Genomic DNA, 17,122 nt, shown 5'->3' on the forward strand with positions numbered 1-17,122 from the left:
CTCCAGACCCTACCGGAAAGAGGCACTCTGCAACAGTTGCCATATGCATATTTCTCGGGCGGTCGGCGGCGCAGCGAGACCGACCGCGCACCCTGCACCGGCATGGCAGCACCGTCGTGATCCCGGGCCATCGCACCGACGTCGCCGTGCTACTGCCGCCGGCATGATTACCGCGGACATGCGCCCCGATAACCCGGTATCCGGGAAATTCCGCTGCCATGTCGACGACCACATGATGGAAGGTATGACCACTCGCCGCGAGGTCCGTGCTCGATCGTGATCAGGACGCGGCCCTCGATACGTTCAGCCGTACCATCGGCAGCGTGTCGACCGGTCTGCCGGTTGCGTGTTCGATGGTCTCGCGCAGCTTGTCCCAGGCGCCGGGGTGGTGGTGGATGTAATGTTCGAGCGCGGTGGACGATTCGTCGTTGGTCATCGGAGTCGCGGTCGCGGCGAGGTTGCGTCGGATGCCGGTGGAGATCCGGACGTGTGGATGTGCCTGGATATTGCGGTACCACTGGGCTTTCGTGCCGAATCCGGAGACGATGACGAACTCGTCGGGCGCGGGCCGGTCGACGACCTCGAGTACGACGAATCGGCGTTCGCCGGATGTGCGCCCGATGTGTTGCAGCATGAGCATCCGTGTGCCGAACAGGAATCCGAGCCCGGCTCGGTAGAGCCAGATGGGCGCTCGCACCAGCCATCGGGTCTGCAGGGCTCGGGCACCGAGCTGGGTGGCGAGGTTCGGTGAGGCCGTTTCCGTTCTCCTCCAGTAGGTTTCAGCAGCGGGGCTTACTGGGCTCAGCATCTTCTTGGGCAGCACGCGATTCGATGCCAGGAGCACACCGATCACCACCTGATGGTCGCGGCGTCGACGGGGGCGGCGTTGGTGTCGGCAGAGACGATGCGGCCGTCGCGCATACGGACCACGCGGTCGGCGATCTCGGCGGCAACCTCGTTGTGGGTAACCGTCACCACACCGCGGCCCGCGCGGCTGGTGCGCTGCAGCAACTCGAGTACACCGCGTCCGGTGGCGACATCCAGCGCACCGGTGGGTTCATCGGCCAGTACCAGGTCCGGGTCGGTCGCCAGCGCACGCGCGATCGACACCCGCTGCTGCTGACCGCCCGACATCTGGGCCGGGAAGTGATCCGCGCGGTCGCTCAGCCCGACCGCCGCCAGCAGATCCGGAACCTGGCGGCACTCGCCGCGGCCGGTCAGCTCGACGATGACCTCGACGTTCTCCCGCGCGGTGAGACTCGCGATCAGATTGAAGAACTGGAACACGAAGCCGACGTGATCGCGCCGGAACGCCCCGAGAGCCGCCGGGTGTTTTCCCGAAATATCTTGGCCCGCAACGATTACCGATCCACTGTCGGCTGATTCGATGCCGCCGATGATATTGAGCAGCGTGGTCTTGCCCGAGCCACTGGCACCCAGTATCGCCACCAGCTCGCCCGGTGCGACGTCGAGGTCGATATCGGTGAGGGCGTGCACGGCGGCCTCGCCCTTGCCGTAGGTCTTGCACACTGCGTGCAGGTGGAATCCACCGCGCGGTCGGTCAGTCGTCGGTGCGCTCGCATTCATCTGTTCGGTCACCGGAAATTCCTTCGCTATCTGGGATTTCGGTCAATCCCGCCGCCCGGAGCAGCGGGCCGGTCACGTTCACCGCGCGCAAGGTGGGGTCTATGATGCGGTGCAGGATCGGGCCGTCGACAAGTGCTAATACCACCGCTGCGGTGGCTTCCGGGTCCACAGTCGATCCCTGCTCACGCAGCCATGCGGTCATCGCAGCGCGCGCTTCGGCGACGAAGCGCCCCAACTCGATTCGCAGCCGCTCATGGCGGGTGGCGGCCAGCATCATCTCGCTCATCGCCACCGTTGCCGTGTCCGTCCCGGTGTAGGAACCGATCGCGATGAGCATCTGCGTCATCGCGGCAGGTCCGGATGCCGCGAGCACCCCGGCCATCACGGCGTCGTATTCCGTGCGTGCCAACTGCAACGACGCATCGACCAGCAGGTCGGTCACCGATGGGAAGTGGTAGTGCACCAATCCTGGGCGCACACCCGCGCGTTCGGCGACCATCCGAGTGGTCACCGCACCCCATCCCTGCTCCGCGATCAGCTCAACAGCCGCCGCCATCAGCTTGGCGCGCGTTTCCTGTCCCTGCTCAGCCGCCGTAACCACGGATTTCCTCCCATCGGAGCCCGTATTGGGCAATCGCCTTGGGCGGTTACCCAATCAACAATAGTAGCACTATGCAACAATTGCTATAGGCAATTTCGGGTGATCGGCCTTTCAATGCGCGCGTTCGACATCGGTGTCGTCTCGCGACACAGTCCGCGTGCAGATCGTGTCCTTCGACAACAGTCGTGCCGTGAGAGTGGCCATCGTGACCGCGGCCAGCAGTGGCAGGATCCTCGGGTATTCGCCGGTGAGCTCGAACACGATGGTCACCGCTGTGATCGGGGCGCGGGTGGCGGCGCCGAGCGCGGCGCCCATGCCGATCAAGCCGTAAGAGCCTGCGGATGCGGTGGCATCGGGCAATAGATGATGGGCGATATCCCCGAACGCGACTCCGGCCATTGCGCCGATGAACAGCGTCGGTGCGAATACGCCACCGGAACCGCCGATGCCGCGGGTCAGGCTGGTCGCGAGCATCTTTGCCACCAGCAACACCAGCACCAGCCCGATCGCGTAGCGGCCTCGGATCGCGGCCTCGAGCGCTGGATAGCCCAACCCCATACAGCTGTGGCAGTGCCAGCAGCATTGCCCCCAACGCCAGCCCGCCCACGGCGGGACGTGCCCACTCCGGTCCTCGCCACACCCGATCGCACAGGCGTCGCACCAGAAACAGCACTTTCGAAAAGCACACGCCGACGACTCCGGCGGTAATGCCGAGCATCGGATACAGGACGTATTCGACCGGATCGTGAACAGCGAACTGTGGCAGCGACAGCAACGGCTCATCGCTGCGCATCACCTGCCCGATGACGCTGGCCGCCGCACTCGACAACGCGACCGCGACAACCGATTCAACGGTGTAACTGCGCAGAATCAACTCCAACGCCAGGAACGCCCCGGCCAAGGGAGCGTTGACCGCGGCCGCGACACCCCCAGCGGCCCCACAGGGGACCAACAGCCGCATCCGCGACGCGTCGAGCCGAAAGGTCTGCGCCACAGCCGATCCGGTCGCCGATCCGATCTGTACGACCGGCCCGATCAGACCCGCCGACCCACCGCCGCCGATGCACACCGCCGACGCCAGCGCTCGCACTCAGCGGGGTGTGCGAGGGATCGCTCGTGCACATGTCCGTCTCAGTTGTGCGGTTGCCGTGTGTAAGAGGGCGAGCGAACCTGTACTCGCGCACGCGAAGGCGTCACCGGTGACGGAACTGTGTGCTGCGAGCGGCTTCGCTGTCGCGGGCCACGTCTGACTGCCCGAGCCGGCGGGGAAGGTGCATGAGGAGGTGATCGAGCACGTATTTGCTTCAGATTTGACGCAAATACGTGCTCGAGTAATGCGCGAGAGGGGACTTGAACCCCTCAGTGCGGCAGATTTGCCTGAACCATGTGTTCGATGACATCTAATATAGGTAATTGCTGTGGTGGTTTCAATGTTGGCGGTGGCGTGTTCTGCCGTAATCGGCTGCGGCTGAGCGTCTTTCATACCGGCCGCGGTCCCGGCAGTGGGCGCTCCATCGGGGGCGGGTTGGTGAAGTGCGGTCAGGAAGGCGGCCAAGATAGTGGCCGCCTCGGTAGCGTGCGTGACGGGGGGCGGCGGCAGGCGTACCCGGCACCCCAGGTGTGCTCCTTGTTGTCGAAGCGGGGGTCAGCGGCCTTCGGGCCGGGCAGATTCGGCGGCCGGACTCCAGCGTGCCGGGGCCGGTGTCTGCAGGAGCAGCGGACGCCGGTACGACAGGTCGTCGGTGTTCCCGGTGCCCTTCTGATAGCCCTGGTCGGTGAAGAAATTCGAGTTCAGAACCGAGGCGTCGGCGGTGAACATGACCTCGACCGTGGAGCGGCGCAGGGCGATTCGCCAGTGGCCGTCGCGGCGTTCGAGGCGGTCGAGGTAGCGGCCGCTGATGAATTGCGCTGTGCGACGGTCGGTTCCGAGTAGCACCACGATCGAATAGCTCTCGCAGTGCGCGGTGTCGCCGTCGATGTCGCACGTGTGGGTGGTGATGTTGTGGGTGTGCACCCGGGAGGACGCAGCGTGGGCGGTGTTGGCCCACTGCGCGTAGTCGGCTCCGGTGTTGGTGGCGTTGCCGTGCTCGTCGACCGCGTCGGGGTGGTAGGCGCTGGTGATCAACTCGCTGTCGTGGCGGTCGCAGCCGCGGGCGTGGCGCGCGATGCAGTCCAGGATTTCCGCGCGGTCCTCGAGGTAGCGCACGCGCCGCCCCAGCGCGGCCAGGTCGGGTTCGCTCGACATCTCAGGCGACCGCCTCGACACCGACCACAGTTGTGCGGTGCATGAGCCGCCGCGAGGTCGGCTCGAAGGCGACGGCACGGTGCAACATTCCGGTGTTGTCCCAGACGACCAGGTCACCGCGACGCCACCGATGCCGGTAGGTGAACTCCGGCCGAGTCGCCCACTCCAGCAGCCGGTTCAGCATCGCACGCCCGTCTTCGATCGGGCGGCCGACGATATGGTCGGCGATCGCGCCAATCAACAGCGACTTGCGACCGCTACGCCGGGTCCACACCAACGGGTGAATCCGGGTGGGGACCCGCGCCCACGCGGCCCGCTCGGCATCGGTGGGATCGGGATTCGCGAGCAGTTGCGCGGCGGTGAAGCTGTGCTGCACCCGTAGACTGTCCAGCTCCGCCTTCTCCTCGGCGGACAGCGCCTGGTAGGCGAGGAAGGTATCGGCGAAGTCGGTGTCGCCGCCGGTGTCGTCGACCTCCCGCGCGGCGAGCAGAGTAGCCCGCTGCGGGACCTCGAGGGTGGCGCCGTCGATGTGCCAGTGAAAATTGCCCTTGCGATAGGAGGCCAGCACGGCACCGGTTTTCGCCGGGTCGAGAGTGATCGTCTCGATCTCGGCGAGTCGATGCTCGCCGGTGCGCGAGGCCACCGGCTCGCCCAGGAGACGGGTGAACGCGACCAGATCGTCGTCGGCGATGTGCAGTTCGCGGTAGATCACCACCCCGTATTCGTCCAGGGCCGCCCGGCAGTCGTCGGCGGCCGCGCGGCCGACCAGATCACGACCCGCGACGCCGTGGAATTCCACGCCGAACGGGTCCAGGGTATTGACGGTGACCGTCATCGCGATCCCTCCTTACTGGTGGTCCGTACAAAATGACTGTAAGCCATATTCGAGAATGCTATTCTCGTTTCGGGCAAACATATGGTGTCCGTGGATGGCCGGCAATCCGAGTGCCGGTGGTATCGGAGGACAGGCGATGGGGTTGCAGCGGGGCGTCGGCTCGCGGGGGTCGCAGGCCCGCAAGCAGATCGTGCGGGCGGCAGGCACACTCATGCGTGAGCAGGGGTACGCGGCGGTCACCTTCCGCAGTACAGCGACCGAGTCCGGCGTGACGCCGGGGTTGGTCCAGTACTACTTTCCATCACTCGACGAGTTGTTCATCGCGGTGCTGACGAGGTGGACCGACCGGGCCGTGACGCGTCTGGCCCGGGCCGCCGAGACCGACCGGCCGTTGCGCGCGGTGTGGGCATACGCCAATGACCCGACCGGAACGAAGCTGCTCCTGGAGTTCATGGCGCTGGCCAACCACCGCAAGGCCATCGGACCGGTGATCGGCGAGGGCGGCGAGCGGGTGCGGCAAACCCTGCGCGCGACGCTCGATCACGCTGTGCGCCGATATCACGTTGCGGGCCACGATATTCCGCCCGCCGCGGCCGCCTTCCTGATGTCGGCCATACCCCGGATGCTGCATCTCGAGGAAATGTTCGGCACCCATACCGGCCACGCCGAAACGGTCGAGCTGATCGAGAACCTGCTCGACGAGCTCGAACCGCGCGCCACGACCATGAAAGCCATCCGCCAGAACAGTTTCGGTGGTCCCGAGGTGCTGGAGACCGTCGATCTGCCGCGGCCGGTGCCACGCACCGGCGAGCTGCTGCTGCACATGGCGGCGACCGCGATCAACCCCGTGGACTGGAAACTGCGGACCGGCGCCGTGACACACCTCGGGCCGCCGCCGTTCACCCTCGGGTTCGATATCAGCGGCACCGTGATCGAAGCAGGTCCGGAAGTCATCGAATTCGAGCCGGGTGATGAGGTTTTCGGCATGATCTTCGGCCGCACAGGAACCTATAGCGAGTATGTGGTCGCCCGGGCCGATTCTCTCGCGACCAAGCCACCCCGCCTGGATCACCCGCATGCGGCAGCTTTGCCGACCGCCGGACTGACCGCGTGGCAGGCGCTGGAACTGGCGCAACTGCGCGGTGGGGAACGGATTCTGGTCCACGCCGCGGCCGGTGGGGTCGGTCACCTCGCCGTGCAGCTCGCGGCGCTGCGCGGCGCGCAGGTGCTCGGCACCGCCCGTGCCGTCAACCATGATTTCCTGTACTCACTCGGCGCATACACGCTGATCGACTACACGACAACCGATTTCACTACGGCCATCGATCCGGTCGACGTCGTGCTCGACCTGGTCGGTGGCGGCTACGGCACCCGCTCGCTGAGCGTGCTGCGCCACGGCGGCCGCTACATCACCGCCCAGGACTCCGACGCGGCCGACGACGCGCGCTGCCGCCGCGTGACCGGACGGCCGTCCGCCACCGACCTGGCGATGATCGCCGAGCTGGCCGATGACGGCCGACTGCGCGTGCACATCGACCGGATCATGTCGCTCACCGATGTCCGCGCCGCCCACCACCTCGCCGAATCCGGCCGCACCCGAGGCAAACTGGTCCTTACGCCCTGGTCCTGACGCCGCAGATGGACTGGTGAAGTAGCGGTGTTGCATCCGTGCAGTGTTCGCCTGTCCGGGGGCGTTATTGTCCGCTTTGGCGTATTCCGAAGGGCGATGACTACTCGTCGAATTTCATGGGTTCGTGTGAGGTGCGGTCGCGGCCGAAGTAGGTTTCGTGTTCGTCATCGGTGAGCCTGTTCTCGTTCGGCATCGTCCATTTCGACGGTGCCACTTTCAGCAGCGACGCCTGGTTCGGCGGAGCAACCTTCAGCGGCACCGCCCGGTTCCAGGGCGCGACCTTTTCCGGCAGCGCCGGGTTCGTCCAGGCGACTTTCAGCCGCGCCGCTTCGTTCGGCAGGGCGACCTTCAGTGCCGACGCCATGTTCAGCGGAGCAGCCTTCAGCGCCAACGCGGCGTTCAGCGGAGCGGCTTTGCTCAGGGGTGTGCCTCTACGGCACGAGCCCGAAACGTTTCGCGCGATCGGTGAACGCCCAGGAGGTGAACGCCGTGATCGGAGTGGATGATGGTGGCGCCCGGTCGGGTGCCCCGGTTGGCGATCGCCATGCCCAAAGCGTTGGTCACCCGCGCCGCGGTCTGGCTGGAATCAATCGACCAACCCACCACCCGCCGGGAGAAGCGTCGAGCACGACCGCGCAATACACCTTGCCTTCGCCGTCACCTGCTCGGGGGTCGAGGAACATGTTTGAGAAATCCGGCGCTTAGCGCTTACCGCATATAGCCGCACACTATGTGCGGTTGCTCTTATGCCGACCTGGGGAAACGACCCTTCCCGGGGTGTGACGACTCCGGAAACTATGTGCGGTAGGGCTTACCGCCAGATCTGACGGACTTGGACCCCACGGGCCTCCTCGCGCTGTACGGCGGCGACCTGCTGTACGGCCGCGAAAGTAGCTACCGGTCCCGACCGAACAGAAGCAGCTGGGCCTCGGGGTAGGTGCCGCCCAGGATCCGCCGGCACCGCGCGCAGCTGACCTCCGCGCGAGTCGCGACGAGCGCGCCCGGATCCCACCCCCGCCACACCGGTCCGGCACACCAACTCGGGCACCTCCTCCCCACCGACCCACTGCCCGAGCCGCACCGCGTGCACGGTGCGGCCGGATCGGACGAAGGCGTGGATCCCGGGGGCACCGAATTTCGCCCGCGCGGCGTTGGCGAGCGGGCTGATGTCGGTCATGGCCGAGAAGATACCGAGCCACCCCGACATACCGGGCCGTCACGTGTGCCACACACAGAGACATCCCCTTCCGCGCGCTCTGCCAGTCCTGTCCATTCCGCTTCAACCTTGCGGACAGCGCCGCGCTGATCTGCAGGCCGCAAGGTACATTCGAACAGTTCGGCGGGCGGTTGTTCGGACCTACCTTGCGGATTCGACGGATCGTGAACGCTCGGAGCGAGTTACATGTGAGTCCGGGTATCCGTAGCCGGGTCCCGGTACGTAAGAGCGGACGCCGTCAAACCCCGCGATAGCCAGCCCGGCCGACGGGCAGCGATCAGCTCAGCAGCCCGGTCGAGGTCGAGATTGCTGAGGTCGACGCGGCGTTCCACAAGGGCATTCGTAACCTCCATCGACACCCTGGCCGGATACCGCAGCAGCCACTGGCCGGTCCAGCCACGAGCAAAGCCCTGATCCACTGAGGCCATTTTCACCGTTCACGAATGCGCCCGATCATCCCGGACCGACGTCGGAAATCACCGCACCACAAGCGCGCGGACCATCCAGAAACCAAATCGGTGGAATCAGGCTGAAATCAGAACCCGAACTTACTGACTCCAAGTAGAGTAAGCCGACCGAATTAGAGATAGTCCCGGCCAGCATGATCACACTTGGCTAGGCTGCATTGCAGCAGGACCTCTCCATCTGCCGTGGCTACGGCGCACTCGACCTCAACAACTGTTTCCCAACGCCAGCACGATGCTCGCGTAGGGTCCCCAGGGCGCGAATGCCCGGGTCGGCAGCACGGACAGCTACATCGTTTCGCCACCTTGCCTGGAACAGCTGAGTCCTTCAAACGTCGTCTCATCTCGCTGTGTAGCACCTCACCCGCAGACAAGGAGCAGTCATGACCGAGATCAGTCAATCCCAGCTGCGCCGAGAGGCCGTGGAGATCACGCTGTGGCAGATGCCTTCCCACAAGCCGGACGCCGCCACGATGTCCGAGCTTTCGCAGTTCGACTCTGAGAGCGCCGAACTGGCGGTGGGCAACATAGCGGTGGAAGACGGCAGCTCGCTGCCCGATCTGGGGCCTTTGAGTAAATTCAGCACGTGGGAGTCGGTCGCCGCCACCCTCATGCGCAAGGCCGCGAGCCTCAGCGGCTTCAACCCGGAGAGCACGGCCTTCGACCCGGTCGCTTGGAACAACTACATCTATAAGTTTTCCGCGATGCCGGCTTTCTCAGGCTACCGAAATGACACCCGCTCTACGTTCATCTCCCCGCTGTCCCTGGGGAAGGTCGTCGACGCGGTGGAGGACTTGGCCCAGAGCTTCATGACTCCGGAGAACTTCAACGCCGTCATGGAGACCATCAAGAAAATAGGCCAGCTGGCGCTCGAGAACCAAGGGGAGGCAGAGAAACAAAGCTTCCAGCAGGTCGGGCTCCTGTCGCGCAATCGCGGCAATCTCTACCTCGGCGTCGTCCGGACCGAGGTGACGATGATGTACAAGGCAGGCAAAGGGTACGAGCAACTGCAGCAGGACCTCTCCATCTGCTGTCGCTATGGCGTGCTCGACTTCGACAATTGCATTCGCAACGCCAGCACGCTGCTCCAGTGGGATCCCGTGGACATGACTGAGTGGGAGGGCGGGACGGCCAGCGCCTCGTACTCCCCCAACCAATGCCCCGCCTGGAACCAGTAGTCGGTTCAAGACCCTTTCTACAATCCACCGGACTCCCAGGACGAGCAGATGGTGTACGCCACCACCCGGGTAGCGTCGTCCGGATGCCGTTGCACGCTGTCGACGGTGCCGGTGTACGTCCCGTGCCTCGGGATCGACGGGGCGGCCGTCGATGTCGCTGCACCACTCGATGCGGTCACCCACCGCGATCTCCTCGCCCATGGCCGTGGCTATCGCCCGCGTCGCGGATCTTTCCGGCCCGTGGGGTCCAAGTCCGTCAGATCTGGCGGTAAGCCCTACCGCACATAGTTTCCGGAGTCGTCATTCCCCGGGAAGGGTCGTTTCCCCAGGTCGGCATAAGAGCAACCGCACATAGTCGGAACCTATGCGCGGTAACCGCTTAGCGCCGGTTTTCGCAGAAATGGGCTGGCCACCGGGAAACCTGCTGTTCAGGACGTTGCTGATCACGCTAGCGCCGAATCCGGCGGACTTGGACCCCACGGGCCTGCTCGCCGCCGGGTTCAGGTTTGGCGACCAAGATTGAGCCGCTCATCACCAACCCAGCTAGCGACGAACTAACGACTCAGGACACTAGCGATCAGCTGGCGTGGTTCGTCCTCGGCTTCGCCGCAGTAGCAGCCGTCGCACGTCGCGCATGAGCCGCAACCATCGCAAGTGCGGGAGCAGTCGGGTGCCACAGTTCGCGTGCACGTCGTCGTGGTGCGCCCGCGCGATGCGCCAGCAACGGGGGTAGGCCCGCAAGGCGTGCAGATCCCTGCGGCCGGGATCGTGCGCACCGCTACCGACACTTACCGCTTGTCCACACTGTGGCTGATCGCCCTATCTGTCACCTGATCAGTCAATCTGTCACCGAGCGTTTGCTGGAGTATCACTGTGGCTCGGAGTTGCCCCGCTCGGCGGCATTTCAGTGCGCGATCGGGATCAGTTCGAATCCGAGGACCAGCTCCGGCCAGAAACACAGCCCACATTCAGTCCCGACGGCGCGGTGAAGATTCTTTCGACCGCGGCGATGAATTTTCCGAACCACCCCCGTCCTTACCGGTGAACGCGCCACCAACCCGGCGCTACCGACCCAGAAGGATGACCAAATGACCGCCGTCACCGCCACCCAGACCACCGCCTCCGTCCGCCCCGGCAAGATCCGCAACCGTGTCCTGTGGACTCTGCAGATCGTGCTCGGTCTGTTCTTCATCATTGCCTCCGGCGGCCCGAAGCTCCTCATCCCGCAGACCCTGATGGAAAACAACGCCACCGCTTTCTCGATCCCGTTGGCGCTGCTGGTCTTCATCGGTCTCGCCGAGGTCGCGGGCGGCATCGGACTCGTGGTGCCCCGACTGACCGCGGCCGCCGCGATCGGCCTGGCGATTGTCACCTTCCTTGCCGCCGGCTTCAACGCCTTCGTGGCCGGAACCCCGGAATTGGCGCCGTTCCCGCTGGCGCTCACCGCGATCTTCGCCTGGATCGCCTACGAACGCCGGGCCTCGATCACCGCTCTGCGCGCGCTGATCCAGCGATGACCCGCGCATAACGCCCGGCTACCGGCGGCACCCCAGCCGCCGGTAGCCGCGTTGTGCGTGACAGGGGACGGTCCGGTCGGGTTGGTCGGGCTGTCCCATCGCAGTCGCGCGGCGGGCGTCACCGGGTCGGGCCGCCCACCCCGCGACCCTCCGGGTCATGTGATGACAGTTTTGTTTCGCTGCGGGCGGTTTGGTGCCCCAGTCCGACGCGCGAGCCTGTGCCGTACGCGGGCGAGTCCTCTTATCGCTGGTCCACGCGCGTCACCGGAGCCGATGCAGGATGTTCAACGCGGCAATCGATCTCGCGCACTGCTCGACCGATATGCGGCATGAGTGGACGCTACTGCCAGCCAAAGCTTGTGCCGGCAAGGGCTGGCAGGTACCGAAATAAACCGTGATCGGCGCGGCGGCAGAGCTGGGCAATCGGAATCGGTCACCGAACCGGCAACCTTCTGACAGACATGGGATTTTGTGACGGCCTCGATTAGCATCGCCCGGCATTCGCACTCAACGACAGGGGGTACCACCTCGTGACCAAACCCGCCTACCTCGCCCTCGGCCTACTCGCGGTCGCGCTCACCGGCTGCTCGACGCATCCCAGCACCTCACCGATAGCAGCCCCGATATCCACGACGACGACCGCGGCCAAGTTTGGCGCACCAACCACCACCGCGACCACCCCAGCCGACGACAGCCACGCCGGACCCTCCCACATCCCCACGTACGTATGCGATGAGGCCATCGTCGTGCCACCGCTGGGGTACAAGGATGGAGACACCGTCGTGATCACCGGCCGAGGCGACTGCCAACCCACTGAAGGCACTGTCGGACAAGACAACACGATGAGAGGTCCCTGGCAGATCACCCAACGCAGCCCGACACCGATCACCTACAACTGCGGAAAACAACCTCCAGCGCCCATCGGCCTCGACGGCAAACCCATCGAGTTCGTCACCATCTCCGGCAACATCGCGAATGCTCCGGCCTACGTCAACGGCTACGACTGCATCCCGTAGCGATCACACGCCGACCGGTTCGGTCAGCGCGATCAGCGGCATTACCGTGCGTTGGCGCCGCGGGCCAGTCGGTTGAATCGAACCGGTAGACACCTGATGCACCCGACCGGAATCCGAGCCGCCCATACAGCCGGTCAACCGCCGACTTCAACGCACCGCCTGACAGGTCTTGACTGCCGCAGGATTGCCCACCGCGGGATTGATCGCCGGGGCGGCAGTATTCGTGATCGGTTAGCATCCCCGGGATCCAGACCAACTCGATCGGGGGACACTGTGGCCGCTCGTGCCGCCGTCATCGCTATCGCCGTGCTCGCGCCTGTCGTCCTGACAGCATGCGGTTCGTCGAGCACCACTCCGGCCGCACCGAGCGCGCCGGCCTCAGCACCAGCGAGCGAGTCGTCGGTTCCGGACGCTACGGTGCCGGGCCCGGCTACTTTCATTCCCGGCGGCGCAGGCTTGCGACGGGAGACCTGTCTGGGTTGGCTCGACTTCTTCACCGAGGCCAAAAGGCTCGCCGACGCGGAACCCGGATGGACTGCCGAAGAGGCCGCTGAGGGAGTCATCGAGGATGCCTCGAAGTCGCCGAGGTGGAGCGACACGTCCGAGGACGACCGCGCCGCGATGAAGGCCGGAATCCGCGATGCCGCCGACGGGGCCTGCGTATAAGCCCAATCCGTCACACCACATCAGCCCCCAGAGCGCCGTGCAATCGGCAGATCAGTGCGTTCGGCTGGCCGCGGCTTGGCCGGTTCTCTCAGCGCGCAACGCGGCATTACCGCGCGTTTCGTATCGCTGAACTCTTAGCTAAGCGGTGTCGGCGGGCTGGCGAGACTCGTCGACGGGCACGAGTCGCCTGATATCGGTCGGCCACTGATAGACGCCAGGCTTCGGTTCGTCGACGGCTTCGACGATCGCGCGGTTCAGGTCACCGTCGACGCCGATCTCGATCACGCGGAACACGCTGACGCCGCCTTCGCCTAAGCGGACCTTGGAGCCTTCTTCGATAGCCACAGGGGCAGGCTAACGGCGCAGACCGACAGGTTCGGTTTGCTGGGCTCACGTCCCTGGACGTCCGCACACGCCGGATACCGCGCATCGCAGTCCGGTCGGAGCATTGTCCAACCACTCTCCTGGTGAACGACCTTGGTACGTAGGCGACGAGGAGGTGAGCTACGTCAGAACATGAGATCAAGTTTCCGCCAACCACAGAGGGTGACAAAGCGGCCGCCGCTGAGTTTGATCGACTTTCCGCCGTTCCCGGCGTATACGACCTGGCCAAGAAGTCCGGGAAAGCCGGTGCGGTGATCAGCTATAAGACTCGTGACTAGCGTGCATGGTTCAACCAGCCGTCACGACCCACAGGTCTTGTCTGCCGGATTGTCCTGACGCTGAAACCACCTGCGCTGTACCGTCTTCCCATGTCCGAGGGGGAGAAGGCTGTCACCGGAGCCGCTGCCGGGAATCTGATCCGCAGGTGGAGCGCGACGCACCGCCGATCGATCTGGACCGGGCTCGCACTAGCCGGTGCTGGCGGAGCGGGCTTCGGTGCCGCTGTGTTGTCCGGGGTCTCGCCCGCCTTCGGCCAACCGCTCGCGACGCTGCTCGCCGGAGCCGGAGCGCTTTCCGCTGGCATCCTGGCGTACCTCCACGGTGAACGCACCCGCGATCTCACCAAGCGGCAACATGAAGCTGATACGACGCGCGAGCGAGAGCGCCACCGGACCGAGATGGACCGTGAGCGCGAACGGCACGCGGAAGACTCTAGCCGAGCACAGGTATCGACCCTGCGTGATCGCTACACCGCCATCGCGGCCCAGATCGCCCATGAGTCGGCTGCGATCAGGCAAGCGGGTGTCTATGCGCTGACCGCGCTCGCCGATGATTGGCATGCCTTCGGTGAAGACGACGAACGCCAGGTCTGCATCAATTTGCTCCAGTGGTACCTGCGTGTCCCATTTCCCGAGAGCGACGACCCCAAGAAACCGGATCTGTCCGAACGCGAGATCCGTCAGACCATCATCACGATCCTGGCCGAGCGTCGCCACCGTCCCGCCGAGCACCCGAAATCCTGGACTGCCACCGATATCAGCCTGCATCAGGTATCGCTCCCGGGTTGCATCCTGCGCAGGAACAATCTCTCTGATCTCTTTCTGGTCAGCGCAGACCTGGAGAACGCGGACCTCGTCGACGCAAACTTGAACGGCGCGAACCTGTTCTTCGCGAATCTGACTGGTGCGATGCTGATCAACGCGGAACTAACCAGCGCGAAGTTGGCCAACGCCGCCTTGAACGGCGCGAAACTGAACGGCGCGAAACTGATCGGCGCGGACATGACGGTCATGGACCTGACCAATGCGAGCCTGAGCTACGCGGATCTGACCGATGCGAACCTGAGCCTCACGGACTTGACGGAAGCGACACTGGTCAACGCGACACTGGTCAACGCGAAACTGGGCAACGCGAAACTGAACGGCGCGAACTTCAACGGCGCGGGCCTGAACGGCGCGGACCTGGTCGATGCAAACCTGGAATACGCGAACCTGACCAACGCGAAACTTACTGGCGCGAAACTGACCAGCGCGAACATGACGGGCGCGAAATTGATCGGCGCTGACCTACACAAAGCGGACCTGGCTGAGGCCGAACTGAATCGTGTGGATCTGACCAACGCGAACCTGACCGAAGCGCACATGTACAACGCGGGCCTAGACAACGCGGACCTGACCAACGCGAAACTTACTGGCGCGGATCTTTCTGGCTCGGACCTCACCAACGCGAACCTCACCGGCGCGGACCTAGCCGGCGCGGACCTGACCCACGCGGGCCTGACCGGCGCGAATCTGACCTTGGCGAACCTAACCGGCGTAGACCTGACCGGCGCGATGCTGGACGACGCGACCTTTATATTCAACGCGACATACGACGAGACCACACAGTGGCCGGAGGGGTTTACTCCACCATAATCCGACCCTGACCACCGATAACGATCGTTTGCTCGCGGCCAGTGCACGCTCATCGGCATGAGCGAATGTTTGCTAAGCATGCGCTAGTCCGGTCAGCTCGTGGGGAACGAGCAAGATCGGTGATACATGCGATGGAAAAACGGTGACAGATACCGTGATCAGAACCTCGGCTCGTCCCAGCTCACCAACGCCGCTGGTGACAGATGTGGTGGTCAGTCACACACACCCCGCCCGGCACCTACGGCTCACCGAATGTCAGTGAACTGTTGTCGTGCTCGTCGGTCGGGTGGCGGTGTGAGTTGCCAGTGGGTGTGGTTCGGCTGTCAGGATAGACAGTGCTGCGGCGACCTCATGGAGGTTGGCTTTGACGTAGGTGGCGGTGGTGCCGCCGGTTTTGCCTGAATGCCCTGCGTATTCGCGGGCGACGGCGTAACTAAAGGTGCGTTCGACCCAGGTCAGTGTGGTGTGGCGTAGCCAGTGTGTGGTGATGCCCTGAGTGGCGACCCAGGGGAGTTCTTGGCCGATGCGGTGCCAGAGGTGGTCGTGGCGTCGGTGGGTGATGGGCTTGCCGTTGCTGTATCGCAGGAGTTGTCCGGATTGGGGGCTGTGGCGTTCGTGGGCGTGGGTGGTGAGGTGGCTCATCAGGGTGGGGGAGACCGGTTGCCAGCGGTCGGTTCCGTCTTTCTCGCGGAGGTAGAGCAGGCATTGTGTGGTGTCGAGGTCGTGGGGGCGTAGTGCGAGGGCTCCGCTTCGGCGGCAGGCTGTTTCGAGGTGCAGGCGCAGGAGCAGGGAGTCCAGGTCGGGGTCGTTGCCGGTGGTAGCGGCGACCTGGCAGATTTCGGCGAGTTGGTCGGATGGGATGGCGTAGCGGTGCGATTTGCGGCGGGTCGGGAATGTGAGCTGGCGGGCGGGGTTATCGCTGGGGCGGATCCACCCCCTGTCTTCTGCGTATCGGTAGATGCAGCGGACGGTGGAGATGAAGTGTTCGACGGCGCTGATGCCTCCGCGGGAGGCTCGGTTGGTGCGGGCGGTCGAACGGATGGTGTGTGCCATGGCATCGAGTTCGGGTTTGGTGACGTGGTCCAATCTGCGGTCGCCCCATTGCTGTTCGAGGTGGTTGAGATGGGTGCCGTAGGTGCCTCGCGTACCGGCTTCGAGGGTCGCTCGGACCGCCGGGATGATCTCAGCGAATGTCGGCACGGCTGCGGTGGGGGCGACGAGGTCTGCGGGTGACAGGCCCATCTGCGTGAGTAGCAGGCGTGCCGCGGCGATGGTGTCACTCGTAGCGACTGCCGGATTCGGAACGACCACAGGTCACCGGTCCAGCAATGTCAGGCGGGCGGCCAGGAGCCTGCCCAGCGCGGAGGGCGGATGGACCAGGAGCTGTTCGCGGCTGCGGCGGCCGGTCAGCAGGACGCGCTGGCCGATGAGGAGGCTGACTCGGCGTCGTTGCCGGAACGGGATGCGGAAATAGCCGTCGCCGGTGACGCGTACCTGACCGTCGGGAGACGGGCCGACAAGTAGAACGTCGTCGACAGGCTGTATCTGCAGCTTCGTTCCCGGCGACCAGTCGAGCGCTGCCATGACATACCGGTCGAGGACTCTGCCGGCTTCGCCGAGCGTTGATATGCCGCACAGGATGTCGTCGTCGGGGATGGACGCCGGTTCCGGCGGGCCCGGCAGCGGACCGCGGATCAGCTGTTCCAGTGGTGCCTGCGGGAGAACGAGCGGGGGAATCATCGGCGGCCCCGATCGTTTCCCGTGTCCGGCCCGGCAGGGTCATCGATGGTCGATCCTGGCGGATCTGTCAGAAGTTGTCGCAGGTGGGTGCGCATTTTCCCTGGTCACCTCCGTGTGTTCGAGTGCGCTC

General features: G+C 64.9%; 20 protein-coding genes and 1 pseudogene. 9 read left to right on the plus strand and 12 right to left on the minus strand.

Annotated features, from left to right (window positions below):
- The first annotated feature begins 163 nt into the window (after positions 1–163).
- A complete protein-coding gene (locus tag AB0J47_RS17675) occupies positions 164–280 on the plus strand; it encodes a multicopper oxidase domain-containing protein (RefSeq protein ID WP_364346596.1) in 117 nt (38 codons plus the stop codon).
- Here the strand turns inward: AB0J47_RS17675 and AB0J47_RS17680 are convergent, their stop codons facing one another.
- From AB0J47_RS17680 to AB0J47_RS17710, 7 genes and pseudogenes are all read right to left on the minus strand, one after another.
- Positions 281–853: a nitroreductase family deazaflavin-dependent oxidoreductase gene (locus AB0J47_RS17680; RefSeq protein WP_364346598.1), complete on the minus strand. Its 573-nt coding sequence runs from the start codon at positions 851–853 to the stop codon at positions 281–283.
- Positions 850–1,587, minus strand: coding sequence for an ABC transporter ATP-binding protein (locus AB0J47_RS17685; RefSeq protein ID WP_364346960.1), 738 nt, complete (start codon positions 1,585–1,587; stop codon positions 850–852). Before AB0J47_RS17685 ends, AB0J47_RS17680 begins: the two co-directional genes overlap by 4 nt.
- Complete coding sequence (locus AB0J47_RS17690; RefSeq protein WP_364346600.1) at positions 1,562–2,188, minus strand: TetR/AcrR family transcriptional regulator; 627 nt, start codon at positions 2,186–2,188, stop codon at positions 1,562–1,564. Before AB0J47_RS17690 ends, AB0J47_RS17685 begins: the two co-directional genes overlap by 26 nt.
- A gap of 111 nt (positions 2,189–2,299) precedes the next feature.
- Positions 2,300–2,746 carry a chloride channel protein gene (locus tag AB0J47_RS17695; protein WP_364346602.1) on the minus strand — a complete coding sequence of 149 codons (447 nt, stop codon included), beginning with the start codon at positions 2,744–2,746 and terminating at the stop codon, positions 2,300–2,302.
- Positions 2,747–2,786: 40 nt separating this feature from the next.
- Positions 2,787–3,278: pseudogene (locus tag AB0J47_RS17700) on the minus strand (chloride channel protein); the annotation flags it as partial.
- Positions 3,279–3,833: 555 nt separating this feature from the next.
- Positions 3,834–4,433, minus strand: coding sequence for a nuclear transport factor 2 family protein (locus AB0J47_RS17705; protein WP_364346604.1), 600 nt, complete (start codon positions 4,431–4,433; stop codon positions 3,834–3,836).
- Between the two features lies 1 nt (position 4,434).
- Complete coding sequence (locus AB0J47_RS17710; protein WP_364346606.1) at positions 4,435–5,268, minus strand: TauD/TfdA family dioxygenase; 834 nt, start codon at positions 5,266–5,268, stop codon at positions 4,435–4,437.
- A 94-nt stretch (positions 5,269–5,362) separates the two neighbouring features.
- On the opposite strand from AB0J47_RS17710, the gene AB0J47_RS17715 reads away from it, so the two are divergent.
- Together AB0J47_RS17715 and AB0J47_RS17720 are read left to right on the plus strand one after the other, a co-directional pair.
- The gene (locus AB0J47_RS17715; RefSeq protein WP_364346608.1) at positions 5,363–6,898 is read left to right on the plus strand and encodes a zinc-binding dehydrogenase; all 1,536 of its coding nucleotides are present in this window, start codon (positions 5,363–5,365) and stop codon (positions 6,896–6,898) included.
- A 170-nt stretch (positions 6,899–7,068) separates the two neighbouring features.
- Positions 7,069–7,404, plus strand: coding sequence for a pentapeptide repeat-containing protein (locus tag AB0J47_RS17720; RefSeq protein ID WP_364346610.1), 336 nt, complete (start codon positions 7,069–7,071; stop codon positions 7,402–7,404).
- A gap of 305 nt (positions 7,405–7,709) precedes the next feature.
- Here the strand turns inward: AB0J47_RS17720 and AB0J47_RS17725 are convergent, their stop codons facing one another.
- Complete coding sequence (locus AB0J47_RS17725; protein WP_364346612.1) at positions 7,710–8,075, minus strand: hypothetical protein; 366 nt, start codon at positions 8,073–8,075, stop codon at positions 7,710–7,712.
- Positions 8,076–8,961: 886 nt separating this feature from the next.
- Between AB0J47_RS17725 and AB0J47_RS17730 the strand changes: the two genes are divergently transcribed.
- Complete coding sequence (locus AB0J47_RS17730) at positions 8,962–9,756, plus strand: hypothetical protein (protein ID WP_364346614.1); 795 nt, start codon at positions 8,962–8,964, stop codon at positions 9,754–9,756.
- A gap of 17 nt (positions 9,757–9,773) precedes the next feature.
- Here AB0J47_RS17730 and AB0J47_RS17735 read toward each other — a convergent pair whose 3' ends face one another.
- Positions 9,774–9,935 (minus strand): hypothetical protein, encoded by a 162-nt coding sequence (locus tag AB0J47_RS17735; protein ID WP_364346616.1) that lies wholly within the window; start codon positions 9,933–9,935, stop codon positions 9,774–9,776.
- A gap of 475 nt (positions 9,936–10,410) precedes the next feature.
- Here AB0J47_RS17735 and AB0J47_RS17740 point away from each other — a divergent pair, with 475 nt between their 5' ends.
- The 4 genes from AB0J47_RS17740 (at position 10,411) to AB0J47_RS17755 (ending at position 12,955) form a co-directional block, all read left to right on the plus strand.
- Positions 10,411–10,590, plus strand: coding sequence for a hypothetical protein (locus tag AB0J47_RS17740; RefSeq protein WP_364346618.1), 180 nt, complete (start codon positions 10,411–10,413; stop codon positions 10,588–10,590).
- Between the two features lie 254 nt (positions 10,591–10,844).
- Positions 10,845–11,273: a DoxX family protein gene (locus AB0J47_RS17745; RefSeq protein ID WP_364346620.1), complete on the plus strand. Its 429-nt coding sequence runs from the start codon at positions 10,845–10,847 to the stop codon at positions 11,271–11,273.
- Between the two features lie 530 nt (positions 11,274–11,803).
- Positions 11,804–12,289, plus strand: a complete 486-nt coding sequence (locus AB0J47_RS17750) for a hypothetical protein (RefSeq protein WP_364346622.1) — start codon at positions 11,804–11,806, stop codon at positions 12,287–12,289.
- 273 nt (positions 12,290–12,562) lie between these two features.
- Positions 12,563–12,955, plus strand: coding sequence for a hypothetical protein (locus tag AB0J47_RS17755; protein ID WP_364346624.1), 393 nt, complete (start codon positions 12,563–12,565; stop codon positions 12,953–12,955).
- Positions 12,956–13,093: 138 nt separating this feature from the next.
- Here the strand turns inward: AB0J47_RS17755 and AB0J47_RS17760 are convergent, their stop codons facing one another.
- Positions 13,094–13,300, minus strand: coding sequence for a hypothetical protein (locus AB0J47_RS17760; RefSeq protein ID WP_364346626.1), 207 nt, complete (start codon positions 13,298–13,300; stop codon positions 13,094–13,096).
- Positions 13,301–13,842: 542 nt separating this feature from the next.
- Here AB0J47_RS17760 and AB0J47_RS17765 point away from each other — a divergent pair.
- Positions 13,843–15,252 (plus strand): pentapeptide repeat-containing protein, encoded by a 1,410-nt coding sequence (locus tag AB0J47_RS17765; RefSeq protein WP_364346628.1) that lies wholly within the window; start codon positions 13,843–13,845, stop codon positions 15,250–15,252.
- A 255-nt stretch (positions 15,253–15,507) separates the two neighbouring features.
- On the opposite strand, the gene AB0J47_RS17770 is transcribed toward AB0J47_RS17765, so the two are convergent.
- Both AB0J47_RS17770 and AB0J47_RS17775 read right to left on the minus strand, forming a co-directional pair.
- Positions 15,508–16,563, minus strand: a complete 1,056-nt coding sequence (locus AB0J47_RS17770) for a site-specific integrase (protein ID WP_364346630.1) — start codon at positions 16,561–16,563, stop codon at positions 15,508–15,510.
- A 3-nt stretch (positions 16,564–16,566) separates the two neighbouring features.
- Complete coding sequence (locus AB0J47_RS17775; RefSeq protein ID WP_364346632.1) at positions 16,567–16,992, minus strand: hypothetical protein; 426 nt, start codon at positions 16,990–16,992, stop codon at positions 16,567–16,569.
- Positions 16,993–17,122: the final 130 nt, after the last annotated feature.

The organism is Nocardia sp. NPDC049737 (genome assembly GCF_040674755.1).
Classification (GTDB): domain Bacteria; phylum Actinomycetota; class Actinomycetes; order Mycobacteriales; family Mycobacteriaceae; genus Nocardia.

Bases quoted from the DNA above. Each gene is read 5' to 3' on its own strand.
- AB0J47_RS17685 (WP_364346960.1), bottom strand. From the start codon at position 1,587: ATGAATGCGAGCGCACCGACGACTGACCGACCGCGCGGTGGATTCCAC.
- AB0J47_RS17715 (WP_364346608.1), top strand. From the start codon at position 5,363: ATGGCCGGCAATCCGAGTGCCGGTGGTATCGGAGGACAGGCGATGGGG.
- AB0J47_RS17705 (WP_364346604.1), bottom strand. From the start codon at position 4,433: ATGTCGAGCGAACCCGACCTGGCCGCGCTGGGGCGGCGCGTGCGCTAC.
- AB0J47_RS17675 (WP_364346596.1), top strand. From the start codon at position 164: ATGATTACCGCGGACATGCGCCCCGATAACCCGGTATCCGGGAAATTC.
- AB0J47_RS17725 (WP_364346612.1), bottom strand. From the start codon at position 8,075: ATGACCGACATCAGCCCGCTCGCCAACGCCGCGCGGGCGAAATTCGGT.
- AB0J47_RS17730 (WP_364346614.1), top strand. From the start codon at position 8,962: ATGACCGAGATCAGTCAATCCCAGCTGCGCCGAGAGGCCGTGGAGATC.
- AB0J47_RS17745 (WP_364346620.1), top strand. From the start codon at position 10,845: ATGACCGCCGTCACCGCCACCCAGACCACCGCCTCCGTCCGCCCCGGC.
- AB0J47_RS17775 (WP_364346632.1), bottom strand. From the start codon at position 16,992: ATGATTCCCCCGCTCGTTCTCCCGCAGGCACCACTGGAACAGCTGATC.
- AB0J47_RS17695 (WP_364346602.1), bottom strand. From the start codon at position 2,746: ATGGGGTTGGGCTATCCAGCGCTCGAGGCCGCGATCCGAGGCCGCTAC.
- AB0J47_RS17710 (WP_364346606.1), bottom strand. From the start codon at position 5,268: ATGACGGTCACCGTCAATACCCTGGACCCGTTCGGCGTGGAATTCCAC.